The 22,334-nt window shown below is 66.3% G+C and carries 21 protein-coding genes and 1 tRNA gene; 12 read left to right on the top strand and 10 right to left on the bottom strand.

The features are described from left to right. Window position 1: 1 nt before the first annotated feature. From hemF to clpS, 4 genes are all read right to left on the bottom strand, one after another. Window positions 2–895, bottom strand: a complete 894-nt coding sequence (gene hemF / locus PVW49_RS12605; protein WP_274590693.1) for an oxygen-dependent coproporphyrinogen oxidase — start codon at window positions 893–895, stop codon at window positions 2–4. A 119-nt stretch (window positions 896–1,014) separates the two neighbouring features. Beyond that, window positions 1,015–1,815, bottom strand: a complete 801-nt coding sequence (locus PVW49_RS12600) for an SDR family NAD(P)-dependent oxidoreductase (protein ID WP_048532540.1) — start codon at window positions 1,813–1,815, stop codon at window positions 1,015–1,017. Between the two features lie 38 nt (window positions 1,816–1,853). Next, on the bottom strand, window positions 1,854–2,828 hold the full coding sequence (locus PVW49_RS12595) for a class I SAM-dependent methyltransferase (protein WP_074838943.1): 975 nt from the start codon (window positions 2,826–2,828) through the stop codon (window positions 1,854–1,856). A gap of 25 nt (window positions 2,829–2,853) precedes the next feature. Then, window positions 2,854–3,207, bottom strand: coding sequence for an ATP-dependent Clp protease adapter ClpS (clpS, locus tag PVW49_RS12590; protein ID WP_048532537.1), 354 nt, complete (start codon window positions 3,205–3,207; stop codon window positions 2,854–2,856). A gap of 350 nt (window positions 3,208–3,557) precedes the next feature. Between clpS and PVW49_RS12585 the strand changes: the two genes are divergently transcribed. Further along, on the top strand, window positions 3,558–5,045 hold the full coding sequence (locus tag PVW49_RS12585) for a D-alanyl-D-alanine carboxypeptidase family protein (RefSeq protein WP_371398793.1): 1,488 nt from the start codon (window positions 3,558–3,560) through the stop codon (window positions 5,043–5,045). A 208-nt stretch (window positions 5,046–5,253) separates the two neighbouring features. On the opposite strand, the gene PVW49_RS12580 is transcribed toward PVW49_RS12585, so the two are convergent. Together PVW49_RS12580 and PVW49_RS12575 are read right to left on the bottom strand one after the other, a co-directional pair. After that, window positions 5,254–6,312 (bottom strand): quinone-dependent dihydroorotate dehydrogenase, encoded by a 1,059-nt coding sequence (locus tag PVW49_RS12580; RefSeq protein ID WP_274590692.1) that lies wholly within the window; start codon window positions 6,310–6,312, stop codon window positions 5,254–5,256. Next, window positions 6,309–6,647 (bottom strand): DUF952 domain-containing protein, encoded by a 339-nt coding sequence (locus PVW49_RS12575; RefSeq protein WP_074838951.1) that lies wholly within the window; start codon window positions 6,645–6,647, stop codon window positions 6,309–6,311. The genes PVW49_RS12580 and PVW49_RS12575 overlap by 4 nt, the downstream gene beginning before the upstream one ends. A gap of 186 nt (window positions 6,648–6,833) precedes the next feature. On the opposite strand from PVW49_RS12575, the gene PVW49_RS12570 reads away from it, so the two are divergent. The 7 genes from PVW49_RS12570 (at window position 6,834) to PVW49_RS12540 (ending at window position 14,843) form a co-directional block, all read left to right on the top strand. Continuing rightward, complete coding sequence (locus PVW49_RS12570; protein ID WP_274590691.1) at window positions 6,834–8,393, top strand: bifunctional metallophosphatase/5'-nucleotidase; 1,560 nt, start codon at window positions 6,834–6,836, stop codon at window positions 8,391–8,393. Between the two features lie 81 nt (window positions 8,394–8,474). Next, window positions 8,475–8,780 (top strand): J-domain-containing protein, encoded by a 306-nt coding sequence (locus PVW49_RS12565; RefSeq protein ID WP_274590690.1) that lies wholly within the window; start codon window positions 8,475–8,477, stop codon window positions 8,778–8,780. A gap of 121 nt (window positions 8,781–8,901) precedes the next feature. Further along, a complete protein-coding gene (locus PVW49_RS12560) occupies window positions 8,902–10,098 on the top strand; it encodes a class I SAM-dependent methyltransferase (RefSeq protein ID WP_274590689.1) in 1,197 nt (398 codons plus the stop codon). A gap of 5 nt (window positions 10,099–10,103) precedes the next feature. Beyond that, on the top strand, window positions 10,104–10,769 hold the full coding sequence (locus PVW49_RS12555; RefSeq protein WP_074838957.1) for an SOS response-associated peptidase: 666 nt from the start codon (window positions 10,104–10,106) through the stop codon (window positions 10,767–10,769). A gap of 83 nt (window positions 10,770–10,852) precedes the next feature. Further along, window positions 10,853–10,926: transfer RNA gene (locus tag PVW49_RS12550), tRNA-Gly, on the top strand. A 115-nt stretch (window positions 10,927–11,041) separates the two neighbouring features. Next, a complete protein-coding gene (locus PVW49_RS12545; protein WP_048532527.1) occupies window positions 11,042–12,835 on the top strand; it encodes an ABC transporter transmembrane domain-containing protein in 1,794 nt (597 codons plus the stop codon). Window positions 12,836–12,959: 124 nt separating this feature from the next. After that, window positions 12,960–14,843: an acyl-CoA synthetase gene (locus tag PVW49_RS12540; RefSeq protein ID WP_274590688.1), complete on the top strand. Its 1,884-nt coding sequence runs from the start codon at window positions 12,960–12,962 to the stop codon at window positions 14,841–14,843. 393 nt (window positions 14,844–15,236) lie between these two features. Here the strand turns inward: PVW49_RS12540 and PVW49_RS12535 are convergent, their stop codons facing one another. The 3 genes from PVW49_RS12535 to PVW49_RS12525 form a co-directional block, all read right to left on the bottom strand. Further along, window positions 15,237–15,608, bottom strand: coding sequence for a DUF2237 family protein (locus tag PVW49_RS12535; RefSeq protein ID WP_048532525.1), 372 nt, complete (start codon window positions 15,606–15,608; stop codon window positions 15,237–15,239). A gap of 18 nt (window positions 15,609–15,626) precedes the next feature. Next, window positions 15,627–16,322, bottom strand: a complete 696-nt coding sequence (pth, locus tag PVW49_RS12530; RefSeq protein WP_074838963.1) for an aminoacyl-tRNA hydrolase — start codon at window positions 16,320–16,322, stop codon at window positions 15,627–15,629. Window positions 16,323–16,435: 113 nt separating this feature from the next. Further along, a complete protein-coding gene (locus PVW49_RS12525) occupies window positions 16,436–17,080 on the bottom strand; it encodes a 50S ribosomal protein L25/general stress protein Ctc (RefSeq protein ID WP_274590687.1) in 645 nt (214 codons plus the stop codon). A gap of 163 nt (window positions 17,081–17,243) precedes the next feature. Here PVW49_RS12525 and PVW49_RS12520 point away from each other — a divergent pair, with 163 nt between their 5' ends. Continuing rightward, entirely contained in the window at window positions 17,244–18,401 is a 1,158-nt protein-coding gene (locus PVW49_RS12520) for an MFS transporter (protein WP_274565944.1), read from the top strand. Then, window positions 18,391–18,990, top strand: a complete 600-nt coding sequence (locus PVW49_RS12515; protein WP_274565945.1) for a GNAT family N-acetyltransferase — start codon at window positions 18,391–18,393, stop codon at window positions 18,988–18,990. The genes PVW49_RS12520 and PVW49_RS12515 overlap by 11 nt, the downstream gene beginning before the upstream one ends. Window positions 18,991–19,095: 105 nt before the next feature. Here PVW49_RS12515 and PVW49_RS12510 read toward each other — a convergent pair whose 3' ends face one another. Continuing rightward, complete coding sequence (locus PVW49_RS12510) at window positions 19,096–20,262, bottom strand: alpha-hydroxy acid oxidase (RefSeq protein ID WP_074838972.1); 1,167 nt, start codon at window positions 20,260–20,262, stop codon at window positions 19,096–19,098. Between the two features lie 134 nt (window positions 20,263–20,396). On the opposite strand from PVW49_RS12510, the gene PVW49_RS12505 reads away from it, so the two are divergent. Next, the gene (locus tag PVW49_RS12505) at window positions 20,397–20,942 is read left to right on the top strand and encodes a heme NO-binding domain-containing protein (RefSeq protein WP_074838974.1); all 546 of its coding nucleotides are present in this window, start codon (window positions 20,397–20,399) and stop codon (window positions 20,940–20,942) included. Between the two features lie 4 nt (window positions 20,943–20,946). Then, a complete protein-coding gene (locus PVW49_RS12500; RefSeq protein ID WP_274590686.1) occupies window positions 20,947–22,317 on the top strand; it encodes an ATP-binding protein in 1,371 nt (456 codons plus the stop codon). The last annotated feature ends 17 nt before the right edge of the window (window positions 22,318–22,334 follow it).

Here is a 22,334-nt window from a genome sequence, read left to right as displayed (position 1 = left end):
CTCACACCCATTTCGCCAAGGGCGGCAGCGACATCAACACCGCATCGGGGTCGTGCCCGGTGGCCAGCCCGAACTTCGTGCCGCGGTCGTAGACCAGGTTGTATTCGGCATAAAGCCCGCGATGGATGAGCTGCTGCTCACGCTCCGCCGTGCCGAAGGCCATCTCGCGCCGCTTTTCGACCAGGGGCAGATAGGCCGGCAGAAACGCCCGCCCGATATCCTGCGTCAGCGCGAAATCCGCCGCCCAGTCGCCGCTGCACCGGTCATCCATGAAAATGCCGCCGACGCCCCGCGCCCGCTTGCGATGGGGAATGTAGAAATACTCGTCCGCCCATTCCTTGAGCCGCGGGTATTCGCCCTCGCCATGCGGATCGAGATGCGCCTTTTGCACGGCGTGGAAATGCGCCGTGTCCTCGACATATTCGATACAAGGATTGAGGTCGGAGCCGCCGCCGAACCACCAGGCATGCGGGGTCCAGAACATCCGCGTGTTCATATGCACTGCCGGCACATGCGGGTTGCGCATATGCGCAACCAGGCTGATCCCCGATGCCCAGAACCGCGGGTCCTCGGCCATGCCGGGCAGCCCCTTGCGCGCCGCCATCGACGCCTGCGCCGCCGCGCCAAGCTGGCCATAGACGGTTGAGACATTGACCCCGACCTTCTCGAACACCCGGCCGTCGCGCATCACGCTCATCAGCCCGCCCCCGGCATCCGAGCCATCGTCGGACGCCCGGGTGGTTTCCGTCACCTCGAACCGCCCGGCCGGCAGATCGGCAAAGGGGCCGTTCTCATGGCTTTCTTCCAGGGCCTCGAAGGCAGCCACGATCCCGTCGCGCAGATCGCGAAACCAGGCCGAGGCCTGCGCCTTTTCGGCTGCAAAGTCTTCCGTCATCGCCTCTTCCCTTCGTCCTGCCCGGGTCTCTTGTCTGGTTGTCGCAGGGCCGCAGCCGCACGGGGCCACGGAGGCAGGGCGCCCCCGTCAGCCCGATCCGCCGATCTCGTCTGTCGGGATCAATGCGCCGGCGCGGTCACCGGGTCAACCAGCGTGCGCCCGCCATCCACCGTCATGATCTGCCCGGTGACAAATCCGGCGCCCTCGGAAGCCAGGAATTGCGTCGCCTCGGCCAGTTCGCCCGGCGAGGCGATGCGGCCCAGCGGCGTGTTGTCCTCGATCTCGCTGCGGAACTCGCGGTTTTCCTTGAGCGCGCCCTTGAGGCTGGCCGACATCACGGAGCCGAAGGCCACGCCGTTGACCCGGATGCGATGCGGCGCCAGCGCCACCGCCAGCGAGCGGGTCATCTGGTCGAGCGCGGCGGTCGAGACCGAATAGGCCAGAAGCTCGGGATGCGTCCGCCGCGCCGCAATCGACGAGACATTGACGATCGAACCGAGCTGGCCCTCTTCCTGGCCTTCGCCCTGCTTGATCATCCGCCGGGCAACCAGCTGCGACAGCCGGAGCGAGGTCAAAAGGTTCTGCTGCAACAAAGTTTCGACGGTTTCGTCGTCCATGTCGAGCGGATCGGACGAGAGGATCTGCCGGCTGCCGTTGACCAGGATATCCACCCGGTCAAAGGCGTCGAGGGTGGCCGAGAGCAGATTGGCCAGCGTCAGCCTTTCGCGCAGGTCGCCGGCGAAATAGCGCGCCGGGCCGTCATCCTTGGTTTCACCCACCTCGTCGGCCAGCTTGGCTTCGTCCATGTCGGCAAAGACCACATTGGCGCCCTTGTCGATGAAATGCCGCCCGATGGCCAGCCCGATGCCATTGGCCGCCCCGGTCACGATGGCGGTCTTGCCTTCGATCGAGAAACCCATGTGTCGCTCCTGATTCCCTTGCGCCAGCCTAATCCGTCTCAGCGGTGGCCGCGAGCGGGGCGTGACGCCTGCAATATCTTGAATTTTCCATCGCCTGCCACTTCCTCGACCTTGCCGAAAGCGGCGTCAAGCGTGGCCTCGTAGGGCAGGTGGCGATTGGCCACCAGCACCAGCCGCCCGGCGGGCCGCAGGATGCGGCGCGCGGTGGCCATAAAGCTCTGGCCCAGTTCCGGCACTCCCTTGCGCCCTTGATGAAAGGGCGGATTGGTGATCACCGTGTCGAACAGCACCGGCGGCTCCCAGCGGCGCACGTCGGCCCAGTGGAACCGCGCCCGGGGATCGGTGACATTGTGGCGCGCGCAGTCCAGCGCCGCCGCGTCGCTTTCCACCAGATGCAGCTCTTCGATCGCGGGAGACTCGAGCGCCCTTGCCGCCAGAAAGCCCCAGCCGGCGCCGAGATCGGCCACGTGCCGCCCCGGCTTTGCCGGCAGATGCGCGGCCAGAAGCGCCGAGGCCGGATCGACCCCATCGGCCGAGAAGACGCCGGGCAGGGTGCGAAAGCCATCGGCTGTGCCCGGCGCGGCCTGCCAGTCGTCGAACACCGGCGCCGCCGCGAACCAGAAGGCCCGGCCATGTGCCTTGGTCATCTGCCCGGTGATCGCGACCCGGCCACGGCAGGCCTTGAACAGGCTGTCGACGCCGTCGGTCTTTTGCCCGTCAACGAGGATCGGCCCCTCGGGGCAATGGCGCACCGCCTCGGCCAGCAGCGCGCGCGCCTCGGCCTTGGCGCGCGGCACGATCACCACGGCCCCGGCGTAGGGCCCCTCGGCCCGCGTCACGCAATCGATGCCGGTCAGCGCGTCATGCACCTCGGCCGCGCGGCTGATCACCTGCATCCGGTCGCGGGGCAGGGCAGAAAGATCGGTATCCGCGGTGGGGGCAAAGACGGCGATGCGGCCGTCGGCGGGCATCGCGGCCTCGGCCAGCGCTAGGGAGAGACGGGAGGAAGCCATGTCAGCGGCGCGCAGCGGGGCGCGGCTATTCCTTTTCCATGGTGCATTGCAGCGGATGCTGGTGCCGGCGGGCAAAATCCATCACCTGGGCCACTTTGGTTTCGGCGATTTCGTGACTGAAGACACCGACCACGGCAATCCCCTTCTTGTGCACCGTCAGCATGATCTCGAAGGCCTGGGCATGGTTCAAACCGAAGAATCGCTCGAGCACATGCACGACAAACTCCATCGGAGTATAATCGTCGTTGAGCAGCAGCACCTTGTAGAGCGGCGGCCGCTTGGTCTTGGGACGCGTCTGGACCGCGATACCGGTGTCGGCATCGTCGTCCTTGTCCTGAGACACGGTGGGGCGTGCCATCAATACGGGCGATGTGATCATATCTGTCGGTCGCGTCCAGCTTGGTGCAGATCGGGTCGGTCCCTCTATATAACGCGCTGCGCGTTATAGAAAAGAGGGCGGCGGCGCTTTCCGCGATTTCGATAGCGGGCCCGCGGAGCCGCGCGCCTTGCCGGACAATGACAGGATTCGCCACATTCCCGCCACAATGGCTGGTTTAGTAACCGCATCGCAAGTACCCCCAAGATATATGAGGAAATGAAAGCGCTTTTGGTAAAATCCGTTGATAGTTAAGGGTTTAAAGAAAGAACTTCATATGATAAGCTACGGTTAATAAAAAGCTGACCAGACTGACAGAATACTGGCGGCACGAGGCAAAAGGCAGTTTTATCGTGAAGGTCCGGAACGTCGAGTCCGCCCGCCTGGGCGTCCTGTGTATTGCATTGATCTGGCTGTGCGTGGTGCTCCCGCTCAGCCTTGCGGCGGCGCCTTATGCCGCGATGGTGATGGATGCCCGGTCCGGCAAGGTCCTGCATTCCGAAAATGCCAATACCCGTCTGCATCCCGCTTCGCTGACCAAAATGATGACTCTTTATGTCACCTTCGAGGCGGTGCAAAACGGCGAAATCTCGATGGACACCGTGGTGACGATCTCGCGCAAGGCGGCGTCGGAACCGCCGTCGAAACTGGGTCTTCGGGCCGGGCAGAAGATCAAGCTGCGCTATCTGGTGCGCGCGGCGGCGGTCAAATCGGCCAATGACGCGGCCACCGCGATCGGCGAGGCGATCTCGGGCTCCGAGGCTGCTTTTGCGCTGCGGATGAACCGCACGGCGAAATCCATGGGCATGACCCGCACCACCTTCAAGAACGCCCACGGGCTGACCGAAGACGGCCACCTGAGCACCGCCCGCGACATGACCATCCTCGGGCGGCATGTGATCTATGATTTTCCCATGTATTACAACCTGTTCAGCCGCAAGACGGCGGATGCAGGCGTGCGGAACGTCAGCCACACGAACTCGCGCCTGCTGTCGGCCTACAAGGGCGCCGATGGCATCAAGACCGGCTATACTCGCGCCGCCGGGTTTAACCTTGTCGCTTCGGCCGAACGCGGCCGCGAACGGGTGATCGCCACGGTCTTTGGCGGCCGCTCGACCACGACGCGCAACGCCCGCGTTGCCGAGCTGCTGGACCTCGGGTTCAATCGCGCGCCGACCCGTGTGGCGCTGAACAAACCCAGACGGCCGCAGTATCGCGGCAATCAGGGGCTGGTCACCGGCGGCAACGATGTCGCCGTCGCCTCGCTTGGCAATGGCGCGCGGCCCGCCGCCGGCAAGACCATTGCCGTCAAGCTCGCCGTGGTGCGCAGCCTGCGGCCCCGGGCGCGGCCCGGCGCGGCGATCAAGATCCCCGAGGCGACCATCGTCGCCGCGGTCAAGGAGGGGGTGGCCGACGCGGTTGCCGAAGCCACCGCGGCCAAGGTAGCCAAGGCGTCACTGGCCGATATCGCCGAGACGCCCGCCGTGCGCCCCGAACCGCGGCCGGTTGTCCTGGCCAGCGCAGGCGCCGTCACCGCCCCGGCCCCTGATCCGGTGGTGCGCGAACAGGTGCAGGAGATCATCACCCGCGTCTCGACCTCGGGCGGCCGGCACTGGGGCATCAACATCGGCCGCTATGGCTCGAGTTTTGCGGCGGAAAAGGTTTTGCTGAAAACCGCGCTGACTGAAATGTCCACTCTGGACGGCGCGCTGCGCAAGGTGGTGCGGCGGAGCTCCGGCTTTGACGCCAACTTCATGGGGCTGTCGCGCGAAACCGCCGATCTGGCCTGCCGGCGGCTGCAAGCGCGCAATATCTCCTGCTTCATGATCGGCCCGTCCTGACGGACCATTTCCAGGACGGGATACAAGTTTGATTTCAGAGGTTTGCAAAGCCCTGTTGTGACAGGGTTTTAAGCGATTGATATCGGCGGATGTACGGCTTGCAATGCGCGAATTGTGCAGAGATATCGAACAGATACCTTCGTTTTACACACAGGTTTCACCGTACGCTTGTCTTATTCGGACATCATATGCGACTTAATCACAGAATTTACAGCCAGGTCTTGATGTCGCTGCCCACGGCCTCCGAGACGTTGCCGAAGCCGTCTTTTTCGAGCAACCGGTCCAGTCCGGTGACAATCTCCTGCACCAGCGACAGCCCGCCAAAGACCAGCGCGGTATAAAGCTGCACCGCGCTCGCGCCTGCCTTGATCTTGGCATAGGCCTGTTCGGCCGAGGCGACGCCACCGACGCCGATCAGGGGAACCGTGCCTTCCGTCAGATCGGCCAGCCGCGCCAGAACGCGGGTGGACTTGGCAAACAGCGGCGCACCGGAAAGACCGCCCTGTTCGCCGTGATGCGGCGACCGCAGCCCATCGCGATCGAGGGTGGTATTGGTGGCGATGATGCCGCTGATTCCCGAGGCGGTGGCGACGTCGGCAATCTCGGCCAGTGCCGCATCGTCGAGATCGGGGGCGATTTTCAGGAACACAGGGATCGGGCGCGCCAGCGCGGCTCGCACCTCCATCACCCCGGCTAGCAGCGCCATCAGCGCCGCGCGGCCTTGCAGATCGCGCAGCCGTTCGGTGTTGGGCGAGCTGACATTGACGGTGGCGAAATCCACATGCGGGCCGCAATGGCCCAGCACCTTGGCGAAATCGGCGGCACGGTCCTCGGAGGTCTTGTTGGCGCCGAGGTTGAGGCCGATCACCGCGCCCTGCGGCCGTTTCGCAAGCCGCGCGGCAATGGCCTCCATACCGTCATTGTTGAACCCGAAGCGGTTGATCGCCGCGCCGTCCTCGGTCAGGCGAAACAGCCGTGGCCTGGGGTTGCCGGGCTGGGGCAGGGGGGTCGCGGCGCCCACCTCGACAAAGCCGAAGCCGGCGCGGGCGAGCCCGGCCAGCGCGGTGGCGTTCTTGTCGAATCCGGCGGCGAGGCCCAGCGGGTTGGGCAGCGCCAGCCCGGCAAGCTCGGTGCGCAGGCGCGGTGTGCTCAGCGGCCCGGGGGCGGGCGTCACGCCCAGTTGCAGCGCGCGGATCGCCAGCCCGTGGGCGGTTTCCGGATCGAGCCGGTAGAGCGCCCGAAGGCCCAGCGTCTCGAGCAGGCTCACGCCAGGTCCTCCGGGAAGACATGTCCGCCGTCGCGCCAGGGCAGATCGCGGTGCCAGAGCACGTCGGATTGGCGCAACTTTCTGTAAAGATGCGGGAAAAGCGCGCCGCCGCGGGACGGCTCCCAGGTGATGTCCTTGGCCATCGCGGCGCTGTCGCAGGCCAGCAGAAGCAGGCCTTGCTCGCCCGAGAAATGCTTGGCGGCGGTTTCTTGCACCTGCTGGGCGGTCGAGAAATGCACGTAGCCGTCGGCCACATCGATGGGCGCGCCGGAGGTCTCTCCGTCGCGCACCAGAGCGGCCCATTCATCGGCCCGGAAGATTTTATAGATCAGCATGGCCGCTCATATCCCGCGCCGGGTGCGCCGGGTCAAGAGCCTCGCGCTGTCATCCGCCTGTCGCATTTCGGCGCAATGGATGCGCCATCCGGTGCTGCCGTAACCGGGTGGCCCTGCGTAGGCTTTGACAAGGCCCCGGTCCCGATGCAGCATCATCGCATAAAACCAACGGAGAGGTTCCAAGTCATGTCTGTTCGTCTTTTGACAAGCGCCGCCGCGCTTGCCCTGAGCGCAGGTGTCGCCAGCGCGGAATATGCGCTGACCATCCTGCACACCAACGATTTCCACGCCCGATTCGAGCCGATCAGCAAGTATGACAGCGGCTGTTCGGCCGAGGATGACGCCGAGGGCAAATGCTTCGGCGGTTCGGCGCGGCTGATGACCGCGATCAACGACGCCAAGGCGCGCAGCAACAACTGGGTGCTGGTGGATGGCGGCGACCAGTTCCAGGGCACGCTGTTCTATACCTATTACAAGGGCAAGCTCGCCGCCGAGATGATGAACCAGATGGGCTATACCGCGATGACCGTGGGCAACCACGAGTTCGATGACGGTCCCGAGGTGCTGCGCGGCTTCATGGACGCGATCGACTTTCCGATCCTGATGTCCAACGCCGATGTCAGCCGCGAGCCGCTGCTGGTCGATGTCTTGCAGAAATCCACGGTGATCGAGCAGGGCGGCGAGAAGATCGGCTTTATCGGCCTGACGCCGCAAGATACTCACGAACTGGCGAGCCCCGGCCCGAACATCACCTTCACCCCGCCCGCCGATGCGGTCCAGGGCGAAGTCGACAAGCTGACCGAGATGGGCGTGAACAAGATCATCGTCCTGTCGCATTCGGGCTACAAGGTCGACCAGCAGGTGGCCGAGAACACCACCGGCGTCGATGTGATCGTCGGCGGCCATTCGAACACCTATCTCGCCAATGACGACGAGAATGCCGATGGCCCGTACCCCACGGTCGTCAACGGGGTGCAGATTGTGCAGGCCTATGCCTATGGCAAATACCTGGGCGAGCTCAACGTGACCTTCGACGACGCGGGCAATGTCACCGAGGCCAGCGGCAACCCGCTGCTGATGGATGCCTCGGTCACCGCCGACGAGGCGGTGGCGGCGCGCATCGCCGAGGCCGCCCTGCCGCTGGAGGAAATCCGCAACAAGGTGGTGGCCGAGGCCGCCGAGGCCATCGAGGGCGACCGGTCGGTCTGTCGCGCGATGGAATGCCCGATGGGCAATCTGGTCGCCGATGCGATGCTGGACCGGGTGGCCGATCAGGGCATCGAGATCGCCATTGCCAACAGCGGCGGTCTGCGGGCCTCGATCGACGCCGGCGAGGTGACCATGGGCGAGGTGCTGACGGTGCTGCCGTTCCAGAACACGCTGTCGACCTTCGAGGTTACCGGCGCGACCATGGTCGAGGCGCTGGAAAACGGCGTGAGCCAGATCGAGGAAGGCGCCGGCCGCTTCCCGCAGGTTGCGGGGCTGACCTTTGCCTTCGACGCTGCCGCCCCGGCGGGCGAGCGGGTGTCCGACGTGATGGTCGGCGGTGCGCCGATCGAGTTGGACAAGACCTATGGCGTGGTGTCCAACAACTACGTGCGCAATGGCGGCGACGGCTATCGGATGTTCGTCGATGCCGAGAATGCCTATGACTATGGCCCCGACCTGGCCGACGTGACGGCGGAGTACCTGGCGGAGCAGGGCCCTTACACGCCTTATACCGACGGGCGTATCACGGCGAAATGAGCCTCGGGGTGGCGCCGTCACCGGCGCCACCCCTTGCCATGCCGTCTTGCGGGGGCCTGCCGGATAGGCGAAACTTCGGTGATGGACCATCCGCTGATCGATCTGATTTCCGCCCGCATCCGCGAGGCCGAGGCGCAGGGCGCCTTTGAAAAACTGCCGGGCGCGGGCAAGCCCCTGCCGCCCTGCGACGATCCCGAAAACGCACTGCTCAATCGATTGGTGAAGGAAAGCGGCGGCGCGCCGGAATTCGTCAACCTCTCGCGCGAGCTGTCGCGGCTGCGCGCGGAACTGCGCGACACCGGCGACCGCAGCCGGCGGCAGGACATCCTCAAGGAGATGTCGATGATGGAAGCCCGCATCGAGCTGGCCCGCAAGGCGTATCGCTAGGCGGGCGTCCCTTTCAAAGACACTGCCAACCCCGGTCGCCGGCCTGGGCGCCCGTCGAAGCGGGCTTGAGAAAATCCCTGTGGCGGGGCAAACCGGGACGTGCGGGCAAGCAGGGGCAGACATGGTCACCGTCAAAGAGCAATACGAGGCCTTTCCCTATCCCGAACGGGACCCGGCGGAAGAGCGCACAAGACTGATCACCGGATCGCCATCGCATCCGGTGGAGCTGGATCACTATGTCTTTGCCGGCAAGCGCGACTGGCGTCAGCCGCTGCGGGTGCTGGTGGCGGGCGGCGGCACCGGCGACGGGCTGATCCAGATCGGCCATTATCTGAAGCTGCTGGGGCGCCCGCATGAGATCGTCTACCTCGATCTCTCGACAGCCTCGCGCCGGGTGGCCGAGGCGCGGGCCAGGGTGCGGGGGCTGACCTCGATCACCTTTCACACCAGCAGCCTGCTCGATGCGGCAGAGTTTGGCGCCTTCGACTACATCGATTGCTGCGGGGTGTTGCACCATCTGCCCGATCCCGATGCCGGCTTTCGCGCCCTGCGCGCGGCGCTGGCACCCGGCGGCGGCATGGGCTTCATGGTCTATGCGCCTTACGGCCGAACCGGGGTGTACCCCCTGCAAGAGGCCTTTGCGGCGCTCTTTGCCGATCTGCCGCCGAGAAAGCGGCTGAAGGCGGCCCGGGCGGCCTTTGACCGGCTGCCCGAGGGCCATCCGTTCAAACGAAACCCGCATCTGGGCGATCACCGGGCGTCGGACGCCGGGTTCTACGATCTGCTGCTGCATGGGCAGGATCGGGCCTATGACGTCGCCGAACTGGTGGCGACGCTGGAGCGGACCGGCTGGGCGCTGTCGTCCTTCACGCCGCCGGCGGCCTATGATCCAGGGCGGTTCGCGCCGGTGCCCAAGGCGATGGACCCGGTGGCGCGGATGGCGCTGGCCGAGAAGCTGGCGGGCACCATGCGGGTGCATATCGCCTATGCGGTGGCCGCGGGCACGGCCGCGGGCCGGGTGGCGGACGGCCGTGACCCGGCGCTGGTGCCGCATCTGATCGGGGTGGCGCCCGGGGCCCTGGCCAAGGCGGTGGCCGCGGGGCGACCGGTGCCGGTGACGTCCGGCGGGGCGCGGACCGAGCTGAAGCTGCCGCGCGAGGCGGCGCAGCTTCTGGCGCAGATCAACGGCAAGCGGGCCCTGGGCGAGATCGCCGGCAGTGCGGGGCTGGACGACGCGCGGTTCGCGGCGCTCTGGGCGCGGGCAACCGAGGGGCTGACGCGCTGGGGCCTGCTGCTCTATTCCAATTTCCTGAGGTAGCCGCGATGTGTGGCCGTTTCGCCGTGACCCTTCCGACCGATGCCATGGCGCAGCTGTTCGATGCTCTGCCGGCGAACGACCTGCCCGAGGTGCCCGATTACAACGTCTGCCCGACGACCCGGATCGCCACGGTGCGGGCCGAAGAAGGCCAGCGGCGGCTGGCGCCGATGCGCTGGGGCTTCCTGCCGCAGTGGTACAAGAGCCCGACCGACGGCCCGCTGCTGATCAACGCCCGCGCCGAGACCATCGCCGACAAGCCGGCCTTTCGTGCCGCCTGTCGTGCGCGGCGTTGCCTGATCCCGGTCACCGGTTTCTATGAATGGACCAAGGACGGCGACGGCAACCGGCTGCCCTGGTACATCCGGCGGGCGGATGGCGACACGCTGGCCTTTGCCGGCATCTGGCAGGACTGGGCGCGCGACGGCGAGGCCTTGCGGACCTGCGCCATCGTGACAACCGCCGCCAATACCAAGATGCAGGCGATCCATCACCGGATGCCGGTGGTGCTCGAGCCGGCCGACTGGCCGCTCTGGCTGGGCGAGGCGGGCAAGGGTGCGGCGCCGCTGATGCAGCCTGCCGATGACGCGGTGCTGGAGTTCTATCGCGTTGATCCGAAGGTCAATTCCAACCGCGCCGGCGGGCCGGAGCTGATCGAGCCGTTTGACGATTGAGCGGCCCGTGGCCGGGCGCGAGATATTCTTGCCGGTTCCGGTTGACCTGTCTGCCGGGGTGATTTAATCACCACTCCTGCCGAGCGGGCGTTGTGTAATGGTAAGACCCTTGCCTTCCAAGCAAGAGATACGGGTTCGATTCCCGTCGCCCGCTCCAAAGAATTCCCGACACGCTCCGGACCCGTCCTGCCAGGCGCGACAGATCGCCCGGGCTCTCTTGCCCCTTGTCGTGCTATTCAATACACCCTTGCCGGAACAGCTAGGAGCGCCACATGCCGCGTGGATTGGGCCAGCCGCAGGAAGAGCGGGACAAGTCGAAACGCATCGGCGCATTGGGCGCGCTCTGGCCGTTTCTCAGGCCCTATCGCGGGCTCCTTCTGGCCTCGATCCTGGCGCTGGTGGCCACCGCCTGCATCTCGCTGACGCTGCCGCTCGCCGTGCGCCGGGTGGTCGACAATTTCCGCGCCGAGGATGGCGCGCTTCTCGATCTCTATTTCGGCGCGGCGCTGGGCATTGCCGCCGCGCTCGCCATCGGCACGGCGCTGCGCTATGCGCTGGTCACCCGGCTGGGCGAACAGGTGGTGACCGACATCCGCAAGGCGGTCTTTGACCGGGTGATGGGCCTGTCGCCGGCGTTCTACGAAAAGATCATGACTGGCGAGGTGGTCAGCCGGATCACGACCGATACCACGCTGATCCTGTCGGTGATCGGCTCGTCGATCTCGATCGCCCTGCGCAACGTGCTGATCTTCTTTGGCGGCATGGGGCTGATGTTGCTGACCTCACCCAAGCTGACCGGGTTGGTGCTGCTGATCGTGCCCGCCGTGGTGGTGCCGATCCTGACGCTCGGCCGCCGGTTGCGGGTGCTGAGCCGCGAAAACCAGGATTGGATCGCCGCCTCTTCGGGCAGCGCCTCCGAGAGCCTGAGCGCGGTGCAGACGGTGCAGGCCTTTACCCATGAGGTGCTGACCCGGCGGGCCTTTTCCGAGGTGACCGACAAATCGCTCGACGCGGCCAAACGCAGGATCACCACCCGGTCGCTGATGACGGCCATTGTGATCTTTCTGGTCTTTACCGGCGTGGTCGGCGTGCTCTGGATCGGCGCCCGCGACGTGCGCGCCGGCGAGATGAGCGCCGGCAGCCTGGTGCAATTCGTGATCTACGCGGTGATGGTTGCGGGATCGGTGGCGGCACTGTCGGAGATCTTCGGCGAGTTGCAACGCGCCGCCGGGGCGACCGAACGGCTTGTCGAACTGCTGCACGCCGAGGACGCGGTGAGCGATCCCGCAGACCCGCTGCCGCTGCCGGAAAAGGTCAGCGGAGCGATCTCCTTCGACGCGGTCAGCTTTACCTATCCGCAGCGCCCCGATGTCTCGGCGCTGGATCACGTCACGCTCGACATCGCACCGGGCGAGACGGTTGCGCTGGTCGGCCCTTCCGGCGCCGGCAAGACGACGATCATCCAGATGCTGCTGCGCTTCTATGATCCGGCTTCGGGACGGATCACCCTGGACGGGGTGGATATTGCGGCCATGCGCCGCGACGCCTTTCGCCGTGCCATCGCCCTGGTGCCGCAGGATCCGGTGATCTTTGCCGCCTCGGCGCGCGAGAACATCCGCTTTGGCCGCCCCGAGGCCAGCGACGCCGAGATCGAGGCCGCCGCCCGCGCCGCCGCCGCGCATGACTTCATCTCGAAACTGCCCGAGGGTTATGACAGCGGGTTGGGCGAACGTGGCGTGATGCTCTCGGGCGGGCAGAAACAACGCATCGCCATTGCCCGCGCCATCCTGCGCGACGCGCCGGTGCTGCTGCTGGACGAGGCGACCTCGGCGCTGGATGCCGAAAGCGAGCGGGCGGTGCAGCAGGCGGTCGATGCGCTCAGTCGCGACCGCACGACGCTGATCGTGGCGCACCGGCTGGCGACGGTGAAAAAGGCCGACCGGATCGTGGTGATGGACCAGGGCCGCATTGTCGCCATCGGACCACATGATCAGCTTGTGGCGCAGGACGGGTTGTATGCGCGGCTGGCGCGGATGCAGTTCACCGACGGGATCGCGGCAGAATAACACCAAAAGGACGCAGCGTTCAGCCTGATGCTACCGTGCGTCACTCTTGCGTGAACCGCGCTTCGCCCGCATCCTGTCGGCCATGTCAAAAACCCGCAGAAGACGGGTCAGGGGAGAGAGATTTATGGGATTTGCATCGGTTGCCGACCGCGACGCGATCGAAAACGAAATGCCGTGGAGCGACCGCGACGTGCCGGTCACGATCTATGGCTTGCTCGACAAGGTAAAGACACGCTTTCCGGAGCGGCCGGCCATCAGCTATCAGCTGATGTCGGGGTCCGGTGATCCGGCGCAGACGGTCTCCTGGTCCGAGCTGCACGGCAAGGTTTGCCAGGCTGCCAACCTGTTCCGCGGCCTCGGGGTGAAAGAGACCGATGTGGTGGCCTTCGTGCTGCCCAACTGCCTCGAGACCTCTTATGCGCTGTTCGGCGGCATGGTCGCCGGCATCGTCAACCCGATCAACCCGCTGCTCGAACCCGAGCAGATCGCCGCCATCCTGCGGGAGACCAAGGCCAAGGTCGTGGTCACGCTGAAAAGCTTTCCCAAGACCGAGGTGGCGCAGAAGGTGGCCGAGGCGGTGCGCCACGCGCCCGAGGTGACCGATGTGCTCGAGATCGACCTCAACGGCTATCTGACGCCGCCCAAGAGCTGGATCGTGCCGCTGGTGCGGCCGAAGAACCCGGTCCAGCACCGCGCCACGGTGCGGAACTTTGTCACCGAACTGGCACGCCACAACACGTCGCTGGATTTCGAGGACGTGCAGAAGGACCGCGTCGGCGCCTATTTCCACACCGGCGGCACCACCGGCATGCCCAAGGTGGCGCAGCACCTCTATTCCGGCATGATCTACAATGGCTGGCTGGGCGACCGGCTGCTGTTCGACGAGACCGACAGCATCATGTGCCCGCTGCCGATGTTCCATGTCTTTGCGGTGCATGTGATCCTGATGGCGGCGCTCAGTTCCGGGGCGCAGGTGGTCTTTCCGACGCCACAGGGCTATCGCGGCGAAGGGGTCTTCGACAATTTCTGGAAGCTGATCGAACGCTGGCAGATCACCTTCATCATCACCGTGCCAACCGCCGTTTCGGCGCTGATGCAACGGCCGGTGGATGCCGATATCTCTTCGGTCAAGACCGCCTTTTCCGGCTCGGCGCCGATGCCGCTGGAGCTGTTCAAGCGGTTCGAGAGCGCCTCGGACGTGCAGATCATCGAAGGCTACGGGCTGACCGAGGCAACCTGCCTGGTGTCGGTCAATCCCACCGAGGGCGAAAAGAAGGTCGGCTCGGTCGGCATCCCGCTGCCCTATTGCCACGTCAAGATCGTCAAACACGCGGGCAACGGCCCCGAGGAATGCGCGGTCGACGAGATCGGCGAGATCTGCGTCGCCAACCCCGGCGTCTATGCCGGCTCGACCTATACCGAGGAAGACAAGAACCACGAGCTGTTCCACGAGGACATCTACCTGCGCACCGGCGATCTCGGGCGGGTCGATGCGGATGGCTATCTCTGGATCACCGGCCGCGCCAAGGATCTGATCATCCGGGGCGGTCACAATATCGATCCGGCCGAGATCGAGGATGCGCTGCTGTCGCATCCGGCGGTGGCCATGGCCGGCGCCATCGGCCAACCCGACGCGCATTCCGGCGAGCTGCCCTGCGCCTTTGTCGAGCTGGTGGCGGGGGGCAATGTCACCGAGGAAGCGCTGATGGAACATTGCCGCGCCAATGTGCACGAACGCGCGGCGATCCCCAAGCATCTGACGATCCTCGACGAGTTGCCGAAGACGGCGGTGGGCAAGGTGTTCAAACCCGACCTGCGCAAGATGGCGATCACCCGGGTCTATGACGCGGCGCTGGCCGAGCGCGGGGTGGATGCCCATGTCGCCGAGGTGATCGATGACAAGAAACGCGGCCTGGTGGCGCGGATTTCCAAATCCGGCACGGCAAGGGAAGAGGACGTGAGCCATGTGCTCGGCGCCTATACCCGGCCCTGGGAATGGGCCGAGTAAGCTGCCAGGACCGGCCCGCGCCCCGGGCTTGACCCGGGGCCTCTTGGCAGGCCGGTCGCGCTGCCGTTCATTCTGGGGCGTGGTGGGCGAGCCGGGAGGTCCCGGCACGGCGGCCGGGACGGGGGTGGCTTGCGGCGTGCCTTACGCGTCCCCGCGCCCCGGGCTTGACCCGGGGCCTCTTGGTAGGCCGGTCGCGCTGCCGTTCATTCTAGGGCGTGGTGGGCGAGCCGGGAGGTCCCGGCGCGGCGGCCGGGACGGGGGTGGCTTGCGGCGTGCCTCACGCGTCCCCGCGCCCCGGGCTTGACCCGGGGCCTCTTGGCGGGCCTGTGGCGCTGCCGGAAGTTTTGGCCCGAATAGCGCCGCCCGCGCGGCCCCGGCGCGGAGGGCGGGGCGTCAGCCGAGCGCGTTCTCCCGCAGCACCTCGAGCGAGACGATCTCCAGCGCCTTGCGGTGGGTTGCCGCCAGGTTGACCTTGGGCGCGCAGCCCTCGTCATGCGCTTGAAGGAAGCGGCCGGCGCAGAGGCACCAGTGATCGCCCGGGGCCAGCCCGGCAAAGCCGAAATCCGGGCGCGGCGTCGAGAGATCGTTGCCGACGTATTTCGAAAAGGCCAGGAACTCGGCCGTCATCACCGCGCAGACCGTATGGTTGCCGCGGTCCTGGGCGCAGGTGTTGCAATGGCCATCGCGAAAATAGCCGGTGAGCGGCCGGGTGGAGCAGGGCGCAAGGGTCTCTCCCAGCACGTTGATCGCAGGGTCTTTGTCCATGATGTGTCCTTTCCCGCCTCAGCGAAACTTGTCGGCCAGCTTCTGCAACGGCGACCGGCTGTCTTCCTCCGGCGCGGCAGCCGGCCCTGCGGCCTTGGCCGGGGGGGGCGTCTTCGCCCCGGACGCGGATGAAGTGGAGCTGCGCGGCGGCGCGACCTGAAGCGCCACGGCGTTGAGAAACTTCGACCGATCGCCGCGCGCCAGATCGTCGGCGCCCTGGCTGATGCCGGTCAGCAACGGCTCGAGCCAGTCGCCATCCGCCTTGGCGAAATCGTGCAGCACATAGCCCGAGACCAGCTCCTTGCGGCCGGGATGGCCGATCCCCAGCCGCACCCGGTGATAGGCCTCGCCGATGTGGCCGTGGATCGAACGCAGCCCGTTGTGGCCGGCATGGCCGCCGCCGGTCTTGACCCGGCATTTGCCCGGCGCCAGGTCAAGCTCGTCGTGAAACACGGTGACGTCCTCCGCCGCGAGCTTGTAGAACCGCATCGCCTCGCCCACCGCCTGGCCGGAGCGGTTCATGAAGGTGTCGGGCTTGAGCAGCAGCAGCTTGTCGCCGCCCAGCCGGCCTTCGGCCACACGCCCCTGAAAGCGGGATTTCCACGGGCCGAAGCCGTGCGCCTCGGCGATCCGGTCGACCGCCATGAAGCCGATGTTGTGCCGGTTGCCCGCATACTGCCCGCCGGGATTGCCCAAACCCACGAAAATCTGCATCTGCTCCGCTCCTCTGGCTCTGTTTCCTTGTGCCCGCTTTCCGGCCCGGGCTTCAATGCAAAAAGCCCCGGACCTGCGCCCGGGGCTTTCCATCAATTCTAGGGCAGCGAAGATCAGTCTACGGTCTGCTCGGTCGCCGGAACCTCGTCGGCATCCACATCCTCTTCCTCTTCGTCGGCGGCCTTGAGGCCGGAGGGGGCAGAGATGTTGCAGATCACGAAATCCCGTTCGACGGTCGGCTTGGCGCCCTCCGGCAGGGTCACGTCAGAGATGTGCACGATGTCGCCGATTTCCATCCCGGTCAGGTCGACGGTGATGTGATCGGGGATGTCACCGGCGGTCACCACCAACTCGACCTCGGGGCGAACGACGGTCAGAACGCCGCCCTTCTTGATGCCGGGGGCCGCGTCTTCGTTCACGAAATCGACGTGGATGAAGAGGTTGATCTTGGTGGTACGGCGCAGGCGCATCAGGTCGAGGTGCGTCGGCAGGTCCTTGACCACATCGCGCTGCACGTCGCGGCAGATCACCCGAACGTCGTCATGACCGTCAACCTTGAGGTTGAACAGGGTCGACTTGAAGCGGCCTGCCTTCAGGCGCTTGAACAGCTCGTTGAACGGAACCTGAATCGGAAGCGGATCAACGTCGCCACCAAAAACGATACCCGGAACCATGCCGTCGCGGCGTGCCTGACGAGCGGCGCCCTTGCCTGTCCCCGTGCGTTCCTGGGCAATAAGATCTGGGATCTCACCAGCCATGTCATTTTCTCCTAAAACAAGGCGGGAATCCTCCAAGGCTGTATCCCCGCGTGAAGGCGCGCGTATAGACCGGATTGCGAAGTTTGGAAACCCCATTTCCGGCAGAGCCGGGCCTGCGTTTTTGCCGATTGCCAGCGCGGCCGTGTCATGGCACGGCTTGGCGATGATTTCACGTGACGATATCCGCGCCGCGCGCGCGCCCCTGGCCTGCTTTCTGACGCTGGGTCTGCTCTGGGGCGCCTTTGCCGCGCAGGTGCCCGGCATCAAGGCACGGATCGACGTCAATGACGGCGTCTTCGGCCTCTGCCTGCTGGTGGCGGCGCTGGGAACTATCGTCGCGATGTGGCTGGCGCCGCGTCTCGACGCGCGGCTGGAGCAGCGCACCCTGCCGGCGCTGGCGCTGGCGGCCGCGGTGCTGTTTCTGCTGCCGGGGCTGGCGACCGGGCCGCTGGGTTTTGCGCCGCTGCTTCTGGTCGCGGCCGGCACCACCGGCGCGCTCGACGTGGTGATGAATGCGCGGATCTCGGGGGTCGAGGCGCGGCGCGGCCGGCCGCTGATGAACTTTGCCCATGCGGTGTTTTCCATGGCCTATGCGGTCTCGGCCCTGACCGCCGGGCTGCTGCGCGAAGCCGGCTGGCCGCCGGTGGCGGTCTTTGCGCTGATCGCGCTGGCCATCCTCGCGCTGGTACGCGTGGCGCTCAGCGACCGCGCCGCGCCGCTCGACGAGGCGGCCGGCGCAGGGGCACCGGCGGCGGGCGGGCTGATCTGGCTCGGCGGACTGGTGATCCTGATCGGCTTCATGGCGGAAAACGCCACCGAAGGCTGGTCGGCCCTGCACCTCGAACGGTCTCTCGGCGGTGGCGCGGCCGAAGGCGCGATGGGCCCGGCGATCCTCGGCGGAACCATGGCGCTGGGGCGGCTGGGCGGTCAGGCGCTGGTGACCCGGTTCAGCGAGGTTACCGTTCTGGCGCTGGCCGCGGCGCTGTCGGCGACGGGTGCCTTTGCGGCCGCCTTTGCCGAGAGCCTCGCCATGGCCTATGCCGGATTTGCCGTGCTGGGGCTGGGTGTCTCGGTGGTGGCGCCGATGGCGTTTTCCTATGTCGGCCGCAATGTCGGCAACCGCGCCCGCACAGGTGTCATCGCGCAGATTTCCATGATCGGCTATACCGGATTTTTCATCGGGCCGCCGGTCATGGGCTTCGTCTCCGAGGCCATCGGCCTCGGCTGGTCCTTCGCGGCGATGGGCGCGGCGCTGCTGGTCATCACCTTCGTCCTCGCGCCGCTGCTCGCAACCCATCACAGGAGAGGCCATGCTGGCTGACGGTTCCCACGACATTCCCCCCGGCAAGGTGGTCGAGGTCACCACCTATCTGGAAATGCGCCGGCCGCCGCCCGCGCGCGGCGGTGCCATGCCCGAGGGCTGCACCATCCGCCACGTCACCGATCCCGATCCAGCCTGGTATCGCGCTCTGTTTCTGCGCGTCGGCGGCGCGGACTGGTTGTGGTTTTCGCGGCTGCGGCTGTCCGAGGCCGCGCTCGCCGCCGCGATCACCGACCCCGGTGTCGAGGTCTATGCGGTCGAATGCCAGGGCCGTGCCGAAGGCCTGCTCGAACTCGACAGCCGCGACGGGGAGAGCTGCGAACTGGCCTATTTCGGCCTCACCCCGGCGCTGATCGGCCAGGGCGTCGGCCGCGCCCTGATGAATTTCGCCATCGAGCGGGCCTTTTCCCGGCCCATCACCCGGTTCCACGTCCACACCTGCCAGCTCGACAGCCCGCAGGCGCTAGGGTTCTATCGCCGCGCGGGCTTTACTCCGGTCCGCCAGAGCGTCGAGGTCAGCGACGACCCCCGTCTCACCGGCGATCTGCCGCCCGAGGCCGGGTCGCATGTGCCGATTTTCCGCCCCTGATCCCCGGTCTTCTTCTGTTCACAAATACCCGCGGGCGAGGCGCCGCAGGCGGCGGGGGCAGCGCCCCCTTTTTCCGCTTCGGGCGGCCATCAACCCCGGTGGCGCTCAGCGCTGCCAGCGGCCGCCGAAATCCTCCGGCACCCGCAGGATATCGCGGTTCACCTGCTTGATGTCGCGTTTGCCGCAGAGCGCCATCGAGACGTCGAGCTCCTTGTGGATCACCTCCAGCGCCCGGGTCACGCCGGCCTCGCCCATGGCCCCGAGACCATAGATGAAGGCGCGGCCGATATAGGTGCCCTTGGCGCCCATGGCGACGGCCTTGAGCACGTCCTGGCCCGAGCGGATGCCGCTGTCGAGATGCACTTCGATCTCGTCGCCCACCGCATCCAGGATTTCCGGCAGCACCCGGATCGAGGACAGCGCCCCGTCGAGCTGCCGTCCGCCATGGTTCGACACCACGATGGCATCGGCGCCGACCTTGAGCGCCATCCGGGCGTCCTCGGCATCGAGAATGCCTTTCAGGATCACCTTGCCGCCCCACAGCTCCTTGAGCTTTGCGATCTTGCCCCAGTCCAGCGTGAGGTCGAAATTCTCGTTGGTCCAGGCCATGAGCGAAGCGGGGTCGGAGATGTCCTTGACATGGCCGACGATATTGCGGAACTCGCGCCGCCGGGTCTGCAACATGCCCAGCCCCCAGCGCCAGCGGGTCGCCAGATCGGCGATCACGGCCGGGGTCAACTTGGGCGGGGCCGACAGGCCGTTCTTCAGATCCTTGTGGCGCTGGCCGAGGATTTGCAGATCGAGGGTGATCACCAGCGCCGAGCACCTTGCGGCCCGGGCGCGTTCGACCAGGCGGCGCACATAATCCTCGTCCTTCATGGTGTAGAGCTGGAACCAGAAAGGCTTGCTTGTGGCCTCGGCCACATCCTCGATCGAACAGATCGACATGGTCGAGAGGGTGAAGGGCACGCCGAATTTTTCGGCGGCTTTCGCAGCCAGGATCTCGCCGTCGGCATGTTGCATGCCGGTCATGCCCACCGGCGCCAGCGCCACCGGCATCGCCACATCCTCGCCGATCATCCGGCTGGCGGTGGCGCGGTTGTCGATGCTCACCGCCACCCGCTGACGCAGGCGGATCTGGTCGAAGTCCGAGCTGTTTTCGCGAAAGGTCTGCTCGGTCCAGCTGCCGGATTCGCAGTAGTCGTAGAACATCCGCGGCGCCCGCGATTTGTAGAGTCGTTTGAGGTCGTCGATGGAGGTGATCACGGGCATGAGCGGCTCATTTGCTGGATTGGTAAATTTTCCTTACCAGTTTGCCGATTTTCTCGCAAGTGGCCTGCGACGGAGTTTAAGCGCCTTTTTACTTCTCTGGGCTAGACCGGATCCAGCAGCCAAGGAGACGGCAGATGAAAGGCATGGTTTTCACCGAATTGCTGAGCATGGCGGAGCATGCGCTCGGCGAAGCGGCGGTCGACGATATCCTCGACGGGCTGGCACTGGACAATGACGGCGCCTACAGCGCGGTGGGCAATTATTCCTGTGGCGAATTGATGCGCATTGTCGGCGCGATCAGCGACCATACGGCGATTCCGGTGCCGGAGTTGCAACGCCGCTTCGGCCAATGGGTTCATGGACGGTTCGTCGAAGGGTATCCGGCGTTTTTCGCCGACAAACCCAATGCCCTGGCCATGCTCGACGCGATCGAGAACGAGGTGCATGTCGAAGTGCGCAAGCTCTACCCCGATGCCGAGCTTCCGACGTTCGAGACCGAGTGGCACGGCATGCGCGCGCTGACCATGACCTATCGCTCGGACCGGCCGCTGGTGCCCTTCTGCCATGGCATGATCGAAGCCTGCGTAGCGCATTTCAGGCAGCCGGCCGAGATCACGGTGACCGAGATCGGCGATGATCACGCCCGCGCGGCGCGTTTTCACGTGCAACTGACCGGGTAGGCGGGTGGACGGCGATCCGCCCAGATCGGACACCGCGCCGGTCTCGCGCCGGCGCTACCTGCGCGAGCGCAGGGCCCGCGAAGAGGCGGAATCCCTGCTCGACCAGAAAAGCCGCGAACTCTTTGTCGCCAATGCGGCGCTGCGCGAGCAGGCGGCCACGCTGGAGGATCAGGTGCGCGCGCGCACCGCCGAGCTGACCCGCGCCACCGCCGCGGCCGAGCGCGCCAATGCCGCCAAGACCGCCTTTCTGGCAATGATCAGCCATGAGATCCGCACGCCGCTCAACGGTGTGCTCGGCATGGCCGAGGCGCTGAACGATACCGGGCTGGAACTGGCGCAGAAGGACATGCTCGACGTGATGACCGCCTCGGGCCAGGCACTGCTGTCGATCGTCAACGACATTCTCGACCTCACCAAGATCGAGGCCGAGCAGATGGAGATCGAGGAGATCGCCTTCAACCTGCACGAGCTGCTGGAAGGGGTCTGCCGGCTCCATGCGCTCAAGGCCGAGGAAAAGGGGCTGAGCTTCGAGCGCAGCTTCGAGTTCGGCAGCGACCGGCGGGTGGTGTCCGATCCGACGCGGATGCGGCAGGTGATCTCGAACCTGGTGTCCAATGCCGTCAAATTCACCCTGCGCGGCAGCGTGCGGCTGGAGGCACGGGTGCTGTCATCGGCGGAAGCGTGCGCGCGGCTCGAGGTGCGGGTCAGCGACACCGGTCCCGGGGTGCCGGCCGACAAGCGCGACCGGTTGTTCCAGCCGTTCTCGCAAACCGATGCCTCGATCACCCGCCGCCATGGCGGCACCGGGCTGGGCCTGTGGATCGCCCGGCGAATCTGCGCGCTGATGGCGGGCGACCTGGTGTTTGACAGCCCGCCGGACGGCGGTGCCGTCTTTGTCGCTTCGTTCCGTCTTGTCGCCGCCGATGCCCCCGAGACCACCGGCCTGCTCGGCCCGCGCGAGGCCGAGGCCGTATTGCGCGCCCGACCCTGGCGGGTTCTCGCGGCCGAGGACAACAGGACCAACCGGCTGGTGCTGCACCATCTGCTCAAGCCCTATCCGCTCGAGCTGACCATGGTCGGGAACGGCGCCGAGGCGGTTGCAGAGGGGCGGGGCGGCGGGTTCGACCTGATGCTGATGGATGTGAACATGCCGGTGATGGGCGGGCTCGAGGCGGTGGCGCTGATCCGCGCGCATGAGGCCGAAACCGGGCGTGCCCGATGCCCGGTCATCGCCCTGACCGCCAATGCCATGACTCATCAGGTCGAGGAATATCTGCGGCGCGGGATCGATGGCCATGTCGCCAAGCCGGTCAAACGCGAGGTGCTGGTGCAGCGCATGGCCGATCTGCTGCGCGCCGGGGGTGCGGCGGGGTGAGGGGCTCGCCCGGGAGC

The sequence above is a fragment of the Marinovum sp. PR37 genome (genome assembly GCF_028807375.1).
Classification (GTDB): domain Bacteria; phylum Pseudomonadota; class Alphaproteobacteria; order Rhodobacterales; family Rhodobacteraceae; genus Marinovum; species Marinovum algicola.
The sequence above is the reverse complement of the archived record's forward strand: the minus strand, read 5'-3'. Positions and strand labels throughout refer to the sequence as shown.

What these genes read in the sequence shown, in the direction of transcription:
- hemF (WP_274590693.1), bottom strand. Translation starts at nt 895, where the DNA reads ATGACGGAAGACTTTGCAGCCGAAAAGGCGCAGGCCTCGGCCTGGTTT.
- PVW49_RS12600 (WP_048532540.1), bottom strand. Translation starts at nt 1,815, where the DNA reads ATGGGTTTCTCGATCGAAGGCAAGACCGCCATCGTGACCGGGGCGGCC.
- PVW49_RS12595 (WP_074838943.1), bottom strand. Translation starts at nt 2,828, where the DNA reads ATGGCTTCCTCCCGTCTCTCCCTAGCGCTGGCCGAGGCCGCGATGCCC.
- clpS (WP_048532537.1), bottom strand. Translation starts at nt 3,207, where the DNA reads ATGATCACATCGCCCGTATTGATGGCACGCCCCACCGTGTCTCAGGAC.
- PVW49_RS12575 (WP_074838951.1), bottom strand. Translation starts at nt 6,647, where the DNA reads ATGCTGATCTATAAAATCTTCCGGGCCGATGAATGGGCCGCTCTGGTG.
- PVW49_RS12570 (WP_274590691.1), top strand. Translation starts at nt 6,834, where the DNA reads ATGTCTGTTCGTCTTTTGACAAGCGCCGCCGCGCTTGCCCTGAGCGCA.
- PVW49_RS12565 (WP_274590690.1), top strand. Translation starts at nt 8,475, where the DNA reads ATGGACCATCCGCTGATCGATCTGATTTCCGCCCGCATCCGCGAGGCC.
- PVW49_RS12560 (WP_274590689.1), top strand. Translation starts at nt 8,902, where the DNA reads ATGGTCACCGTCAAAGAGCAATACGAGGCCTTTCCCTATCCCGAACGG.
- PVW49_RS12555 (WP_074838957.1), top strand. Translation starts at nt 10,104, where the DNA reads ATGTGTGGCCGTTTCGCCGTGACCCTTCCGACCGATGCCATGGCGCAG.
- PVW49_RS12545 (WP_048532527.1), top strand. Translation starts at nt 11,042, where the DNA reads ATGCCGCGTGGATTGGGCCAGCCGCAGGAAGAGCGGGACAAGTCGAAA.
- PVW49_RS12540 (WP_274590688.1), top strand. Translation starts at nt 12,960, where the DNA reads ATGGGATTTGCATCGGTTGCCGACCGCGACGCGATCGAAAACGAAATG.
- PVW49_RS12535 (WP_048532525.1), bottom strand. Translation starts at nt 15,608, where the DNA reads ATGGACAAAGACCCTGCGATCAACGTGCTGGGAGAGACCCTTGCGCCC.
- pth (WP_074838963.1), bottom strand. Translation starts at nt 16,322, where the DNA reads ATGCAGATTTTCGTGGGTTTGGGCAATCCCGGCGGGCAGTATGCGGGC.
- PVW49_RS12525 (WP_274590687.1), bottom strand. Translation starts at nt 17,080, where the DNA reads ATGGCTGGTGAGATCCCAGATCTTATTGCCCAGGAACGCACGGGGACA.
- PVW49_RS12520 (WP_274565944.1), top strand. Translation starts at nt 17,244, where the DNA reads ATGATTTCACGTGACGATATCCGCGCCGCGCGCGCGCCCCTGGCCTGC.
- PVW49_RS12515 (WP_274565945.1), top strand. Translation starts at nt 18,391, where the DNA reads ATGCTGGCTGACGGTTCCCACGACATTCCCCCCGGCAAGGTGGTCGAG.
- PVW49_RS12510 (WP_074838972.1), bottom strand. Translation starts at nt 20,262, where the DNA reads ATGCCCGTGATCACCTCCATCGACGACCTCAAACGACTCTACAAATCG.
- PVW49_RS12505 (WP_074838974.1), top strand. Translation starts at nt 20,397, where the DNA reads ATGAAAGGCATGGTTTTCACCGAATTGCTGAGCATGGCGGAGCATGCG.